The organism is Flaviflexus ciconiae (assembly GCF_003971195.1).
GTDB classification, from domain to species: domain Bacteria; phylum Actinomycetota; class Actinomycetes; order Actinomycetales; family Actinomycetaceae; genus Flaviflexus; species Flaviflexus ciconiae.
In genome coordinates this window covers 1,912,665-1,925,664 of record NZ_CP034593.1, presented here as the reverse complement: position 1 = coordinate 1,925,664, position 13,000 = coordinate 1,912,665, and the positions used below count along the sequence as shown (strand labels likewise).

Sequence of the window (13,000 nt, the reverse complement as noted above, 5' to 3'; positions counted from 1 at the left end):
CGCTCTTAGGAGGAGCTCCTGCTTGCCTGGGATAAGGCCCGGCAGCTCCGAGATAAGGACCGCTCGCTCCGAGATAGGATCCGGTGGTTTAGGAATAAGGTCCGGCTGCTTAGGGAGCCTCATTTATAGGCATCTCGGTGCTGGAGTCTGGGACGTCCTCGGAAATAGGTTCTTCCCTGCCAAGTTCCCGATCAAGCCAGGCACTGAATTCGTCACGACCGGGTGCCGGCCACGAGTCCGGAATCGTCATCGCGAACTCGGACTCGACCCATGATCGAAGCGGCTCAAGCGCCTCGGGGGAGATCGGTTCAATTGGGCTACTACCCAGGTTGTGTGACAGCAGCTCCGCATATCCGATGGAGAAAAGAACCAGGAGCTCGCTTGCGTCATTGGCGATCAGGAAACCGCTTCCTTCGGACTCTAAGAGAATCACGCGAGCATTCTTTTCGTCATCCAGCCACAGTGCGATTAGCGAGCCCTCACCCGCAGCCTCAGCGATTGGTAGAACCCGCGTATATGCCACCGAGTCCTCGTGGAACCAGCCTTCCAGGCTGAGGTTTGCACTGAAGTATGGACCGGCCGCGTCAGAGTCCGGGTAGGGATCAATGATGTAACCAGTTGTTGACATGGTGCCGAGTCCAAGTTCTTCAAGATGCGACCAGGCGCGATCAAGCTCGATCGGAATGCCAGGCCAATCAGGTCGGAGGGCAAGAAGCTGATTCGTCATAGTCGACATGGTCAACATGGTAGGGGAGTCGTTACCCGTTTGCTTGCTAGGAAAATCTGTCATTCGCCATGATTGTTAGGTAGCTTCCGGATTATCCCAAGGCCAGTGCCGAACCAAGTGGCACGTGGGTCGGTGTACTGGCCGTAGACCTGCTAAGAGCTGGTTCCATTCTTCGTTACGCTTATCTTCGGAGGTAACGATGACATCTGAGGCACGTGGAACTGGGCGCTATGCGCCATCACCATCAGGCGACCTACATCTCGGCAACCTCCGTACCGGTCTCATTGCCTGGGCCTGCGCCAGGAAAGCCGGTCTGGGGTTTGTGATGAGAATGGAGGATCTGGATGAAAGGTGCCGCCCCGAATACGTCGAAACGCAGCTGAGAGACCTCTCCGAGATCGGCATGGACTGGGATGGCGACGTCCTGTTCCAGAGCGACCGAATCGATGCCTACAACCAGGTTGTTTCTGAACTTCTTGAAAGGGATCTCGTTTACGAGTGCTATTGCACCCGTGCAGATATTAAGGACGCTCCGCGAGCACCCCATGCCCCGCCCGGCGCCTATCCCGGAACCTGCCGAGATCTGACCGAAGTTGAACGAGAGCAGGGCAGGCAGAAACTTGCTCCTATGGACCGGGGCCCAGCCCTGCGCCTCAAAACAACGAACGATCAACTGACCATCACCGACCGAATCTGGGGGGAATTCACCGGGCACATCGATGACTTCGTTGTCCGTAGGGGTGATGGTGCCCACGCCTACAACCTTGTTGCCGTAGTCGATGACGAATACCAGAACGTCAGACAAGTTGTCCGGGCCGATGATCTGCTCGAATCAACCCCGAGACAGGTCTACCTCCAAAAACTCCTGGGGTACGAAACGCCCGAATATGTTCACGTTCCACTCGTCCTAAACCGCGGGGGCAAGAGACTAGCTAAGCGAGATGGGGCGGTCACCCTCGATGAGCTGCATAGGGAAGGCTGGAGCACTCAGCAGGTCTTTGCCCTCATTTCTGAATCCTTGGGGATCCAAGGTGACAACAGTGCCGACTTCCTAGACCAGTTCTCGATCAACTCGATTGCTCGTGAGCCATGGATCTTTGACTCGGAGACGCTAGCGCGCTCGTGGTAATAAAATGCTTGAGAAGGTGCGGTTGGTCCACTGCGCTCATGTGCTAAAAGGCGCGGGAGGCTGAGTGTCGAAGATCGAGTATTCAAACTGTGAAACTTTAACTCAAACTTTTGAAGATCGACTGTCAGCCGGTTGTCGGGACTTACCGATTTAGCCGGTACCGGGTGCTGCGATAACCCTGCCCACCGATCATTTCTACTGTGCCCCGTGAAATGGGTTCTCGAAGGGCATAGCGGACCTGTCCGATTGTGAGGTCGGTGCCCGAAGCGAGCTCATGGATTGTGCGATCAGATTCGCGGAGTAAGGCCAGAACTGCAATCTCGTTCGGGGTGGCACCACTAGTTTCAGGACCAGCGTCGGCAGGTGTATGTGCGGTGGTTGATGCCGGAGTTGCCGTATAGGGGAGCGGTTCAACACCCTCCACTGGCCGCCAAAGGAGCGCCTTGAACTGAACACCGGTATCGATCAGCTTTGGTCTCTCCAATTGATATCGCTGAGCTAGTGAAAACACTTCGTGGATGCCTCCACCCTCGCCCTCGATGATGGATGCACCATCGGAAGTTTTGAGCTTCTTGGCAATTCCGTAGAGACGCTGATTGACGGCGGCCTGCGCATGGTCATCGCTTTCGATCTGATCTAAGGAAACTCCGCGGAGGCCACCGGGGGAGAGGACCATCAGTTTCTTCGAGTCGAGCCTGATCTGAATGGACTTGCCCGTACCGAGAGTGTTCGGTCCGAGATCCCGATGAACAAGTGCATTCGCCACAAGCTCGCGAATGGCTGCGATGGGAAGCTCATACTGCTCCTCCATGTGCCCGTCGCTACGATAGCGATTCACTCGGTCAAGGTTCTCTCGAGTCCAGTCGAGAATGTCGGTGAGCAGGACCGGAATCGGTCCAGTGAAGTCTGTCAGGTTGCGATTCCGCACACCCTGATCGTTTGGAGCGACCTGCTCTGCTGCTGTCACTGTAAGTGCCGGGTATTCGCCCTGCGGGTAGTCTCCCATGGCATAGAGACCAGCAATCGTCAGATCCCCGGAGGTAAGCGTAACCCCGGTTCTGCGAAGGATTTCGTCATCGCTACTGCTTTGTAGCCGCTTATCGGAAGAGCGAGCAGCATCGAGATAGTCAGTCACGAGATCATCGACGAGGTCATCAACTGTTAGACCCGAGGCCGGGAGTTTGTCAAAGTTTGATGGTGTGTTGAGCTGAGACTTCTCGCTTTCAATCATGCGGAGTTCGTGCTCCGCCATCACATAGTCCCCGTCCGCCTGCCGGAGATATGCTCTGCCCTGGGTCCGAGCGGGTTTATCGGAGACCCGAAGGGGAACAACCTCAGCTACAACAACGACCTTGTCTTCGGTCTCAACCGTGTGAGTGAGAACAGTAATTGGCGGCTCAATACTGTCCCTGGCGATGTCTACAATTCCACGTGCGAGCTCAGCGGGATTTGGCACTCCAACGGTGGTGAAGCCGCTCTTCTCGTCGACTCCAAGGACGATGGTTCCACCATTTGGCATGTTAGCGAAAGCGCAGATGGTTTGATTGATGGATGAAGGGAGCCCGCCCTGAGCGCGCTTTACTTCCACCGATGAAGAATCTCCACCAGTCCGTCGAAGGGGAGCAATGATGCTCTCAACACTGTCTGTATCCCAGGTCATACCAGCAGACTACAATCAAACTGTGAAACTTTAAATCAAACTTTTAAAGTTTCACAGTTTGATTTGTAGTTTAAATTGCAGGAGTGCGGATTGTCTGCCAACGAACTGTCGTATGAGTACGGCGTTTGAGCCATCTTAGCGTGCTTTGTTGGACTCCTGCTGAGCTACTGAAGAGCCTCGGTGTCGGGGCTGCGAGTCCAATTCCCTCCTGTTTGCGGTGAAACTTCTAAACTTTAAAAGTTTGATTTGCAGTGTGGAAGTTCAGGTGGCGCAACGCGGTGTCGAAGGTCTCATTCTTCGCTAGTTTCACCTACTAGGCTGTTGTCAGACAATGGGTCGGTTTAGGCGTATCCAGTTCGGTCATTAACGGCTAGGCTTGTCGCAAGTCCCGGGTCGTCGAAAGTAGGAGGAGTCGCGTATATGTCATCTTCGAAGAACAAGCCGGAGCGCATGAATTCTGGTGGCTACGACTTTGGAGGGTACGTGCCCGGTGCGGACTATACGCCGCGCAGGCGTCCCCTCTGGAAGGCCGTCGTCGCCATCATCGTTGTTGTCGGCATGGTCGGCTTCTCGGCCATCCTCATCTTCTGACCTTTACACCAATTCAGTCGGCTCCGGCCGGCTTTTCTTGAACCATTTTTAGGCTTACGCCAGCTTCTCGTTGAGGAAGCTGAAGATCAAAGCCATCGACTTTGCGCTCTGCTTGGAGTCCGCAGCGCCCGCGTGGCCGCCCTCGATATTCTCGTAGTAGGTAACATCCCGCCCGAGCTCTTCCAAGAGGGCAACGAACTTCCTAGCGTGGCCTGGGTGGACGCGATCGTCCCTTGTCGAGGTCGTCACGAGGATCGGCGGGTAGTCCCGGTCCGTCTCAACATTGTGGTACGGCGAATAGTTCTGGAGGAACTCCCAATCATCCGTATCCGGGTTCCCGTATTCATCCATCCACGAAGCTCCAGCAAGCAGATGGGAGAACCGCTTCATGTCGAGAAGCGGAACCCGGCACACGAGTGCGCCGAAGTGCTCTGGGTAGGTGGAGTACATGTTGCCGATCAAGAGGCCACCGTTGGAGCCTCCAATAGCGGCAAGCTGCGGTTTGGTTGTCACGCCTGTCTCAACAAGGTGTGCGGCAACTGCCGAGAAGTCTTCGTAGGCGAGGTGCCTGCCAGCCTTTTGGGCGACCTGGTGCCAGGCCGGGCCATATTCACCACCGCCACGGATGTTTGCCAGGGCGTAGACCCCACCGTTCTCTAGCCAAGCCTTGCCGTAGCTACCGATGTATCCGGGAATGTTGGAGATCTCAAACCCGCCGTAACCATCCAAAAGTGTGCGTGCGGGCTGAACTCCGTTCACGGCTTCCTCGTTGCCGACGAGGAAGTACGGGATTTGGGTTCCATCCTTAGAAGTTGCCCACCGCTGAGCAACAATCATGCCGTCCGAGATGAACCTTTCGGGAGCGGAGCGCACCTTCTTGACGTCCAGGCTATCGCTCGAGGCTGTGCCATGAAGAAGTGTTGTCGGTGTGAGGAAGCCGGTGGTGACGACCCAGACGTCGTCGCCCTCCTCGCGGTCAACCGCGGTTACGCCGATCGAGTCGAACTCGCCCAGGTCCGGGTGTAGTTCGGTGACCTCCCAGGTGTCGATGGGAGCAAAGTAGACGCGGCTACGCACATTGTCGAGAGTTGTGAAGACGACGCCGGTCTGAAGCTCTGTCATCGACGACAGCGAAGCTGTTTCTGTCGGGGTAAAGATCGTGGTGATCCTGTTGGCCGTTGGGCCAGCTAGTGCATCTGCGTAGGGGAGTGCGAGGAGGGAACCTGCAGGGAAGGTCGTACCGTCGAGTTCCCAGTCGTAGCGGAGCTCAACGACGGCCCAGTCGCGAATCGTGCCAACACCGGCGCTCCTGGGCAGCTTGATCTCGGTCAGATCGAGGCTTTCTTCATCCACCTCGTAGACAATCGTGTCGCGGAAGTCGGTGGCGCGAATGGCAAAGGTCTTCTCGTAGCCAGGTGTGAAGTCGTGTCGGGCACCGACGAGGATGTCCTCGGCCTCGCCTTCGAGAATGACGGGAGCATCATCGAGGCTGGTGCCGCGCTTCCAGATCCGCGCGGAGCGCGGATATCCCGAGTTGGTCAGCGACCCTTCTCCGAAGTTGCGGGAGATGAGAACGGTATCTGATCCGTGGGGTCCCCATGAAAGGGAGCCCTTCGAGGTGGGGGCGGTAAAGCCATCCTCCACAAAGGTCAGCGTTTCCATGTCGAACTCTCGGACAACGTTCGCGTCTGAGCCACCGGGCTTGAGAGTAATAAGTGCACGGTCATAGTCGGGCCTGCGAAGCTGCGCACCGCCGAACACCCAGGACTGATCCTCTTCAACGCCGAGCTTGTCGATATCAAGGAGCGTCTCCCACTTGGGCTCGCTCAGGTAGTCGGCAAGCAGGGTGCGCCGCCACAGGCCACGCGGATGGTCGCCATCCGTGTGGAAGTTGTAAACGTACTCGCCACGTAGCGTGCCAAGGTCCAGCTTGTCCTTGGCGGAGAGGATCTCGTAGATGTCCTTCTCGAGCGAATTGAAACCCTCACCGCCGTAAGAATCAAGCGAGGAGTCGGATCTTGCTCCCGCCCACTTCAGGGTCTCGTCATTGAACTCTTCAAGCCACAGGCGGGGATCAGTCATGGCCCAAGTCTACGTATCCATGTGGCAACTTCCGAAGGTGGACGGTTGCGCGGCGAGAGAAGTGGGCGGTGGGAATGGGGCGGTCGGGAAATCGTCGGCCCGAGTCGGTGGTAACGCACTGTGGCCGGCCCCGAAGGGCCGGCCACAGTGGCAAAGCAATTCTTACTACTCGTTGCCGATTCTCTTATCGACATTCTCCCTTGTGTTGGAGATCTTCTCTTGGTGCTCGTCCCCAGCCTTGCTGGAGGCGAACTCCTCGGCACGATCCAGGGCCTGATCGGAAACCTGTTCGGCCTTTTCTGAGTGCAACGAATCCTTTGCCTTATCAAAAATGCCCATGTGGTTCTCCTTTCGTCGGGAACGGCCGACCAAGCGATCGGCTCTGAACATAATGTACCTGTGTTGGGTGCCACATGCACGTGGAAGATCGGCGGGACCGGTGCTTGCAGGCTGTGCAATCTGTCTATTGGCCCACGAAAAGCTTGAGAATGCGTCACATGTGGGCGCATTTGAGGAACTCCAACTGGATATTGTTCGTATTTGCCGTGTAATCTTGCTGGTATGTCGCAGTACAAAGTTCGTGAAGTAGCTCGGCTCCTCGGCGTATCGGATGACACGGTCAGACGATGGATCGACGATGGGTCGCTTGTTGCCAACAGGGACGGTGGACGTATCCACGTTGATGGGAGGTCTGTTGCGGAACTGGCGATCAAGCTTGCGGAAGGCAAGGCCGATTCTAACCACGAAGTCTCGACTCGTAACGAGCTCGCGGGAATTGTTACGCGAGTGCAGGTTGACGGGGTCATGGCCCAGGTTGATCTGCAGTGCGGTATCTACCGCGTCGTCTCCCTTATCTCCGCCGAAGCGGTGAAGGAGCTCGGCTTGGAAGTGGGTTCGCCCGCCACCGCGCTGATCAAAGCCACCAATGTTTCTATCAAGTCTGGAATTCTGTAAATGAAGAAGATTCTTAGCCTGGGTGCTTCCGTACTCCTGGCGCTGTCCGTGGCTGCCTGCTCGGATGATGCTGATGAAGCCTCGGGTGATGAGCATCGCGACATCACTGTCATGATTGCCGCTTCGATGTGCGGTATCGCTGAGAGCGCCGAAGCTGATGTTGAAGAAGACCTCGGCATCGACGTCACGACTGTATGTGCGGGTTCTTCTGACCTTGCTGCACAAATTGAGGCCGGTAACGAAACCGACATCCTCATCACCGCCAACCAGAAGACTGCTGACCAGATCATTGATGGTGATCGCGGAACGCAACTCGACATGATTGCGACCAACGAGCTTGTTGTCGTTGTTCCCGCTGGTAACCCCGCCGGGACCACCGGCTTCGATGAGTCGATGAACGCAGCCGACCTCGTTGTCTGTGCACCGCAGGTTCCCTGCGGTGACGTCTCCCGTCAGCTTGCTGAGCTCAACGACCTCACCCTCGAGCCGGTCTCCGAAGAGGGCTCCGTCACGGATGTTCTTGGCAAGATTACCTCCGGCCAGGGCGATGTTGGTCTCGTGTACCGCACGGATGCTAACGCCGCTGGTGACGCTGTCGAGGTTATCGACATCCCCAAGTCGGAGGAAATTCCGAACCAGTACCCGCTGGTCATTGTCGACTCCGAAGAGGCAGACGCCACCGAGCAGGCTTGGATCGATGCCTTCACGACCGGTGACGGCAAGCAGCGCATGGAAGACCTGGGCTTCACCACACCGTGATGTGGAAAACCGCTGGAGCGCCGCCTCGATGGATTCTCATTGGGGCGGTGCTTGGTGTACTGGCTCTGTCGCTCCCGATCGTCGGCATGCTTATCGACATGCCGTGGGCGCAGGTGCCAGAGATTCTCACGTCGGAGACTGCGATGCAGGCGCTTGGAGTATCGCTCCGCACCGTCGCTATCTCCACCCTGATCTGCGTACTATTGGGCGTTCCGCTGGCTGTTTTCATGTCCCGGCTCAATGGCAAGGGCGGGGAGCTCCTGCGCATTGGTGTCACAATCCCCATGGTTCTGCCTCCCGTTGTCGCGGGCCTAGCCCTGCTGTCTACCTTCGGTAAGAGAAAGCTTCTGGGAGAACAGCTCTCCCTTCTCGGTATCGACATTGCCTTCTCGGCGACCGCGGTTGTGATGGCGCAGGTCTTTGTTGCCATGCCCTTCCTCGTGACCTCGCTGGAAGCCTCCCTCCGATCAAACAGAACCTCGCACGCACAGATCTCAGCAACCCTGGGAGCATCACCGAGCTACACGCTCTTCCATGTCACGCTGCCGATGATGATGCCGGCGCTAGTATCGGGCACTGCACTGGCCGCGGCTCGTTGCCTAGGCGAGTTTGGGGCAACACTGACCTTCGCCGGATCCCTCGAAGGTAGAACACGGACGATTCCCCTTGCCATCTACCTGCAACGGGAAGTTGATCCGGATACTGCACTCGCCCTGGCGCTCGTGCTCCTTGTTCTTGCAGTTATTGTCGTGTCGCTGACAGCTCGGGGACGGGTGGTGAGCAGACCGTCATGATCTCGCTACACGCAAGACTCTCTCAACGGAAACTGTCGTTCGACCTGGAGCATTCGGCCGGGCGTACCCTCGCGGTGATTGGTCGCAACGGTACCGGCAAGTCTTCCCTGATCGGCCTTCTCTCGGGGATCCTGATTCCCGATGATGGTGGAAGCATTGTGCTGGACGGACAGGAAGTTGCGGACCCGTGGGTTGGTCCCCACAAGCGGCCCATCACCCTTCTGTCACAGGATCCGACGCTCTTTCCGCACCTTAGCGTTCTCGATAATGCTGCATACGGCTTGCGAGCCGGAGGTATGAAGAAGAGCGAGGCGCGTGAGCGAGCACGCTCCTACATTGAGCCGCTCGGAATCGGTGATCTCGTGGATCGCATGCCGCACCAGCTTTCCGGTGGACAGCAGCAGCGCGTTGCCCTGGCGCGAGCAATCGCGGTGGAACCAAAGATCCTGCTGCTCGATGAGCCACTGGCGGCCATGGATGTCTCCGCAGCCGTTGTACTTCGTGACCTCATCAAGGATGCACTCAAGGACCGCACCGGTGTTGTTGTCACGCACGACATGGCAGACATCTCGGCCTTCGCCGACGATGTTGCTGTCCTCGCTGACGGTCAGGTCAGTGACTACGGGTCGGTTGAGGAAAAGATGGCGGACGAGAACTCCATGCTGAGGAAATACTTCCTGGGCTTCTGACCTCGGATCTGGGCGTAATGCCAGACATTGGGGGCTTGGGATTGGGTCCTAGCTATTCCCTAGATCTGTCGCACAAAGTTATTGGGCGGGCACCTGTTGAGGATGTCCGCCCCATAGCTTTGCCTATGCGATTTTAGTCTTCGGAAGCCTGTTCCCGGGCTTCGTTGACCGCTTCCCACGTGTCGAGGTCTCGTGCCGCTTCATGCTCGCCAAGGATAGTGACATCGAGGGATTCCATGAGCTTCCGAACGGGCATGCCAATCAGCCCGCGCTCTTCCTGCTGAAGGAGTCCGATTCGGTTGCGCAGAGCATCCGAACTGTAGAGACCAGCAAGGTACTGAGCTTTTTCGCCACCGAAGCACACGCCTTCGCCTTGGTAGGTGTCGATGAGGCGGGGCAGGCCGGAGGCGATGAAAGGGATGTCGCAGGAGAGAACGAAGAGCCTGTCAGCGTCCACGTGATCGAGCCCGGCACCTATTCCGGCAACGGGCCCCGAGAAGGGAGGATCTTCCACGGTCCGCTTGAGCTCTGTTTCGGCATGTCCCACCACCACGATGTTGTCGGCCGGCACTCCGGCTTTCTGACAGGCATCGGTGACCGAGGTCAGCATCGTGGTTCCGTTGATCTCGACATCACCCTTGGAGAAACCGCCGAGCCTGCGGGCGTTGCCGCCCGCTAGAACGATTGCACCGAACGTGGGGCGTGGGTCTGTCATACCTGCTGTTGCCATTCCCGCTACTGGGATTCCGGTGGTTGTGACGTGTTTTCTGTGGGCTCGTAGCCGGGGCGGTACCAGTCGCCTGAACGGCCACCGGACTTGGCGATGATCCGGCAGTCGGTGATCTCCGCTGAGCGGTCAACACCCTTGACCATGTCAACGATGGCGAGGGCAGCAATCGTGACTGCCGTCAACGCCTCCATCTCGACACCCGTGCGGTCAGCGGTGCGGACTGTGGCTTTGATGTCGACCCCGTGATCCTCGATCGATAGATCCACGGAAGCGCCGTGGATGCCGATGGGGTGGGCGAGGGGTAGGAGTTCGGGAACCTTCTTGGCGCCCGAGATTCCGGAGACCCTCGCTACCGCGAGAACATCACCCTTGGGGACGGTGCCGTCCCGCAGTGCCTTCACAACGTCGGGGGAGCAGGTGACGGTTCCAATTGCCGTGGCCTCGCGGACCGTTGGGTTCTTCGCCGTCACATCCACCATGTAGGCGTCGCCAGTATCGGTCAAATGAGTGAACTTCACAGCCACCACACCTTCAGCGGATCGCCCTCGGTTACTTCCTCAACTTCGGCAGGGACATAGGCGAGGCCGCGGGTCTTGATCATCGAGTAGATGAGGTGCGACTTGGAGCCACCCGAGGTGGCGGGGATAACGGTGTCGCCGTGGGCAACGACCGGCATAAACTGAGCCCTGCCCTCCGGGGTCTTCCATGAGCCACCCGCTGGCCACTCCTGCCACGGAATACTCGTGTGCTTACGGCCAGATAGGTTAGCGATCAGAGCGTCGCCGTAGACCTTCATGGAAACAAACACGGATACGGGGTTGCCGGGCAGGCACAGGATTGGGACTTCGCGGTCCCCAAACGTGAGTGTGCCAAGCCCCTGGGGCTTACCGGGCTGCATAGCAACCTTGAGGAATTCGACGTTCTTATCGGTCAGGTACTCCTTGACCACGTCAAAGGCGCCCGCGGAAACACCGCCTGTGGTAATAAGACCATCGAGATAGGTGCCCGCCTCGTCAAGAACCTTTGCGAGGTCTGCCGGATCATCCGACGATGAGGACAGGACAATGTCCTTGCCGCCCGAGGCGCGCACCATGAGGCGAGCCAGCGTGGAGTTCGAGTCGGGAATCTGGCCAGGTAGAAGATCCTCACCGGGTTTCCTCAATTCCGATCCTGTGGAGAGAATGCCGATCACAGGCTTGCGGTAAACGGTGACGTAGCCGTGGCCAATGGAAGCAAGTGCCGAAAGTTGGGTTGGGCCGAGCCGTACGCCTGCGTCGATTGCCAGTTCTCCGGGTTCGATGTCCTCGCCCGAGAACCGAACGTGGGCTCCCTGCGCATTGGCTTCGAGGATATGGATCTCGTCGGGGGCCTCGGTCAGCATGTTCTCGTGAGCATTCGCGGTCTTCTCAACCTGAATGATCGTATCCGCACCGGGAGGAACCGGAGCACCGGTCATGATCCGAGCAGCCGTGCCCTCCTCGAGGGGAGAGATATCGGTGCGACCAGCAGGAATATCGGTGGAGACCCGCAGGGTGACCGGAGCGTTTTTTATATCGTCGTGGCGAACCGCGAAGCCATCCATGGCTGAGTTGTCGAACGGGGGAACCGCGAACCGGGCGAACACCGGCTCGGCAAGAACCATGCCCTCTGCTGCGTGGAGAGGAAGGACCTCTGTTGAAACGGGGGAGCCGAGCTGAAGAACCCGATTCCGATACTCTTCGAAACTGATCACTTTGTGCCTTCCACGCTGAATCCTGCGGCCTGCCAAGCATCAAGCCCGCCAGCAACATTTATACCTTGAATACCGATTGCTCGAAGGGCCGTCACTGCCCGTGCGCTTCGCGCACCCGCCTTGCAGTGCACGTAAACAGGCTGTTCACCAGCCGCAAGTTCGGGACGTTCCAGAAGCTCAGACAGAACAACGTGCTCCGAACCCGGGAGGTAAGCAGCTTCTCGCTCCGAATCCTCGCGAACATCAAGAACTCGCACGCCCTCGCTACGGAGTCGTTCGAATTCGACAATGTCGATCTCGGGCACCTTCGGTGCCGAACAGTACGGGAGGAGCTCCTCGGCTGTGAACGGTTCGGGGCGTGGTAGTGGCCTCGGAGCGAACGGGACCGTGAAGGTCTCAGCCTTCAGGGTGTCGATCACCATGACCCGGCCAACCAGCGGTTCACCGATGCCACAGATCAGCTTGACTGCCTCGGTCGCCATGATCGTGCCGACCTGACCCGGGAGGGAGCCAAGTACTCCGACATCACCACAGGCAGGGACTTCGCCCGCGGGCGGGGGAGAGGGGAACAGGTCGCGCAGGCTCACACCATCCGGTGCCGGTGCGCCAGCGGCAACTGCCCGCTCGCCGGTCCAGAACACGGAAACCTGACCGTTGAACTTCAGGATCGACCCCCAGACTTCAGGAATACCCAGGCGGGTGCAGGCGGACTCGACGAGATAACGGGTCTGGAAGTTATCGGTGCCGTCCATGATGACGTCGTACTGGGAGAAAATCGAATCGATGTTCTCCTCCGTGAGACGCTCACGGTGCTGATTCACCGTGATATCGGGGTTGAGTTCTGTCAGTGCGTTCGCCGCCGACTCGGTCTTGGGGATGCCGACACTCGTGTCGGTGTGGAGCACCTGACGGTGCAGATTCGACCGGTCAACCAGGTCGTCATCGATGACGCCGAGGGTGCCGACACCCGCGGCGGCCAGGTAGAGAAGGGAGGGGGATCCGAGGCCACCGGCACCGATTGCGAGAACACGCGCGTTCTTGAGGCGCCGCTGCCCGAGGTCCCCAATTTCTTCAAGCATGAGATGACGGGAGTACCTGACAGTCTGCTCCGGAGTCAGTGGAGCGCCGGGTTCAACGAGAGGCAACATAAACA

The 13,000-nt window shown here is 58.1% G+C and carries 14 protein-coding genes; 6 read left to right on the top strand and 8 right to left on the bottom strand.

Going from position 1 to position 13,000, the window contains the following annotated elements:
* Nucleotides 1-109: 109 nt before the first annotated feature.
* A complete protein-coding gene (locus EJ997_RS08450) occupies nt 110-736 on the bottom strand; it encodes a hypothetical protein (RefSeq protein WP_126704158.1) in 627 nt (208 codons plus the stop codon).
* A 190-nt stretch (nt 737-926) separates the two neighbouring features.
* Between EJ997_RS08450 and gluQRS the strand changes: the two genes are divergently transcribed.
* Nucleotides 927-1,856, top strand: coding sequence for a tRNA glutamyl-Q(34) synthetase GluQRS (gene gluQRS / locus EJ997_RS08445; RefSeq protein ID WP_126704157.1), 930 nt, complete (start codon nt 927-929; stop codon nt 1,854-1,856).
* Nucleotides 1,857-1,998: 142 nt separating this feature from the next.
* Here the strand turns inward: gluQRS and EJ997_RS08440 are convergent, their stop codons facing one another.
* Nucleotides 1,999-3,516 carry an RNA-binding domain-containing protein gene (locus tag EJ997_RS08440; RefSeq protein ID WP_126704156.1) on the bottom strand — a complete coding sequence of 506 codons (1,518 nt, stop codon included), beginning with the start codon at nt 3,514-3,516 and terminating at the stop codon, nt 1,999-2,001.
* 420 nt (nt 3,517-3,936) lie between these two features.
* Here EJ997_RS08440 and EJ997_RS12920 point away from each other — a divergent pair, with 420 nt between their 5' ends.
* A complete protein-coding gene (locus EJ997_RS12920) occupies nt 3,937-4,107 on the top strand; it encodes a hypothetical protein (RefSeq protein WP_164719905.1) in 171 nt (56 codons plus the stop codon).
* Between the two features lie 54 nt (nt 4,108-4,161).
* On the opposite strand, the gene EJ997_RS08435 is transcribed toward EJ997_RS12920, so the two are convergent.
* Nucleotides 4,162-6,189: a prolyl oligopeptidase family serine peptidase gene (locus tag EJ997_RS08435; RefSeq protein WP_126704155.1), complete on the bottom strand. Its 2,028-nt coding sequence runs from the start codon at nt 6,187-6,189 to the stop codon at nt 4,162-4,164.
* 165 nt (nt 6,190-6,354) lie between these two features.
* Complete coding sequence (locus EJ997_RS08430; protein WP_126704154.1) at nt 6,355-6,528, bottom strand: Rv0909 family putative TA system antitoxin; 174 nt, start codon at nt 6,526-6,528, stop codon at nt 6,355-6,357.
* 222 nt (nt 6,529-6,750) lie between these two features.
* Between EJ997_RS08430 and EJ997_RS08425 the strand changes: the two genes are divergently transcribed.
* Genes EJ997_RS08425 through EJ997_RS08410 form a run of 4 tightly spaced genes read left to right on the top strand, consistent with a single transcriptional unit; the run spans nt 6,751 to nt 9,385 of the window.
* On the top strand, nt 6,751-7,143 hold the full coding sequence (locus EJ997_RS08425) for a TOBE domain-containing protein (protein WP_126704153.1): 393 nt from the start codon (nt 6,751-6,753) through the stop codon (nt 7,141-7,143).
* Nucleotides 7,144-7,902: a molybdate ABC transporter substrate-binding protein gene (gene modA, locus EJ997_RS08420; protein WP_126704152.1), complete on the top strand. Its 759-nt coding sequence runs from the start codon at nt 7,144-7,146 to the stop codon at nt 7,900-7,902.
* Nucleotides 7,903-7,949: 47 nt separating this feature from the next.
* Entirely contained in the window at nt 7,950-8,696 is a 747-nt protein-coding gene (locus tag EJ997_RS08415; RefSeq protein ID WP_206501623.1) for an ABC transporter permease, read from the top strand.
* Entirely contained in the window at nt 8,693-9,385 is a 693-nt protein-coding gene (locus tag EJ997_RS08410) for an ABC transporter ATP-binding protein (protein WP_126704151.1), read from the top strand. Before EJ997_RS08415 ends, EJ997_RS08410 begins: the two co-directional genes overlap by 4 nt.
* Before the next feature lie 133 nt (nt 9,386-9,518).
* Here the strand turns inward: EJ997_RS08410 and mobA are convergent, their stop codons facing one another.
* Genes mobA through EJ997_RS08390 form a run of 4 tightly spaced genes read right to left on the bottom strand, consistent with a single transcriptional unit; the run spans nt 9,519 to nt 12,995 of the window.
* The gene (gene mobA, locus EJ997_RS08405; protein ID WP_164719903.1) at nt 9,519-10,100 is read right to left on the bottom strand and encodes a molybdenum cofactor guanylyltransferase; all 582 of its coding nucleotides are present in this window, start codon (nt 10,098-10,100) and stop codon (nt 9,519-9,521) included.
* A gap of 20 nt (nt 10,101-10,120) precedes the next feature.
* On the bottom strand, nt 10,121-10,633 hold the full coding sequence (gene moaC / locus EJ997_RS08400) for a cyclic pyranopterin monophosphate synthase MoaC (RefSeq protein WP_126704149.1): 513 nt from the start codon (nt 10,631-10,633) through the stop codon (nt 10,121-10,123).
* Nucleotides 10,630-11,847 carry a molybdopterin molybdotransferase MoeA gene (locus EJ997_RS08395; protein ID WP_164719902.1) on the bottom strand — a complete coding sequence of 406 codons (1,218 nt, stop codon included), beginning with the start codon at nt 11,845-11,847 and terminating at the stop codon, nt 10,630-10,632. The genes moaC and EJ997_RS08395 overlap by 4 nt, the downstream gene beginning before the upstream one ends.
* Nucleotides 11,844-12,995 (bottom strand): ThiF family adenylyltransferase, encoded by a 1,152-nt coding sequence (locus tag EJ997_RS08390; RefSeq protein WP_206501622.1) that lies wholly within the window; start codon nt 12,993-12,995, stop codon nt 11,844-11,846. The genes EJ997_RS08395 and EJ997_RS08390 overlap by 4 nt, the downstream gene beginning before the upstream one ends.
* Nucleotides 12,996-13,000 lie beyond the last annotated feature (5 nt).

Coding starts and splice junctions, on each gene's coding strand:
- EJ997_RS08450 (WP_126704158.1), bottom strand. CDS start 736: ATGTCGACTATGACGAATCAGCTTCTTGCCCTCCGACCTGATTGGCCT.
- gluQRS (WP_126704157.1), top strand. CDS start 927: ATGACATCTGAGGCACGTGGAACTGGGCGCTATGCGCCATCACCATCA.
- EJ997_RS08440 (WP_126704156.1), bottom strand. CDS start 3,516: ATGACCTGGGATACAGACAGTGTTGAGAGCATCATTGCTCCCCTTCGA.
- EJ997_RS12920 (WP_164719905.1), top strand. CDS start 3,937: ATGTCATCTTCGAAGAACAAGCCGGAGCGCATGAATTCTGGTGGCTAC.
- EJ997_RS08435 (WP_126704155.1), bottom strand. CDS start 6,189: ATGACTGATCCCCGCCTGTGGCTTGAAGAGTTCAATGACGAGACCCTG.
- EJ997_RS08430 (WP_126704154.1), bottom strand. CDS start 6,528: ATGGGCATTTTTGATAAGGCAAAGGATTCGTTGCACTCAGAAAAGGCC.
- EJ997_RS08425 (WP_126704153.1), top strand. CDS start 6,751: ATGTCGCAGTACAAAGTTCGTGAAGTAGCTCGGCTCCTCGGCGTATCG.
- modA (WP_126704152.1), top strand. CDS start 7,144: ATGAAGAAGATTCTTAGCCTGGGTGCTTCCGTACTCCTGGCGCTGTCC.
- EJ997_RS08410 (WP_126704151.1), top strand. CDS start 8,693: ATGATCTCGCTACACGCAAGACTCTCTCAACGGAAACTGTCGTTCGAC.
- mobA (WP_164719903.1), bottom strand. CDS start 10,100: ATGACAGACCCACGCCCCACGTTCGGTGCAATCGTTCTAGCGGGCGGC.
- EJ997_RS08390 (WP_206501622.1), bottom strand. CDS start 12,995: ATGTTGCCTCTCGTTGAACCCGGCGCTCCACTGACTCCGGAGCAGACT.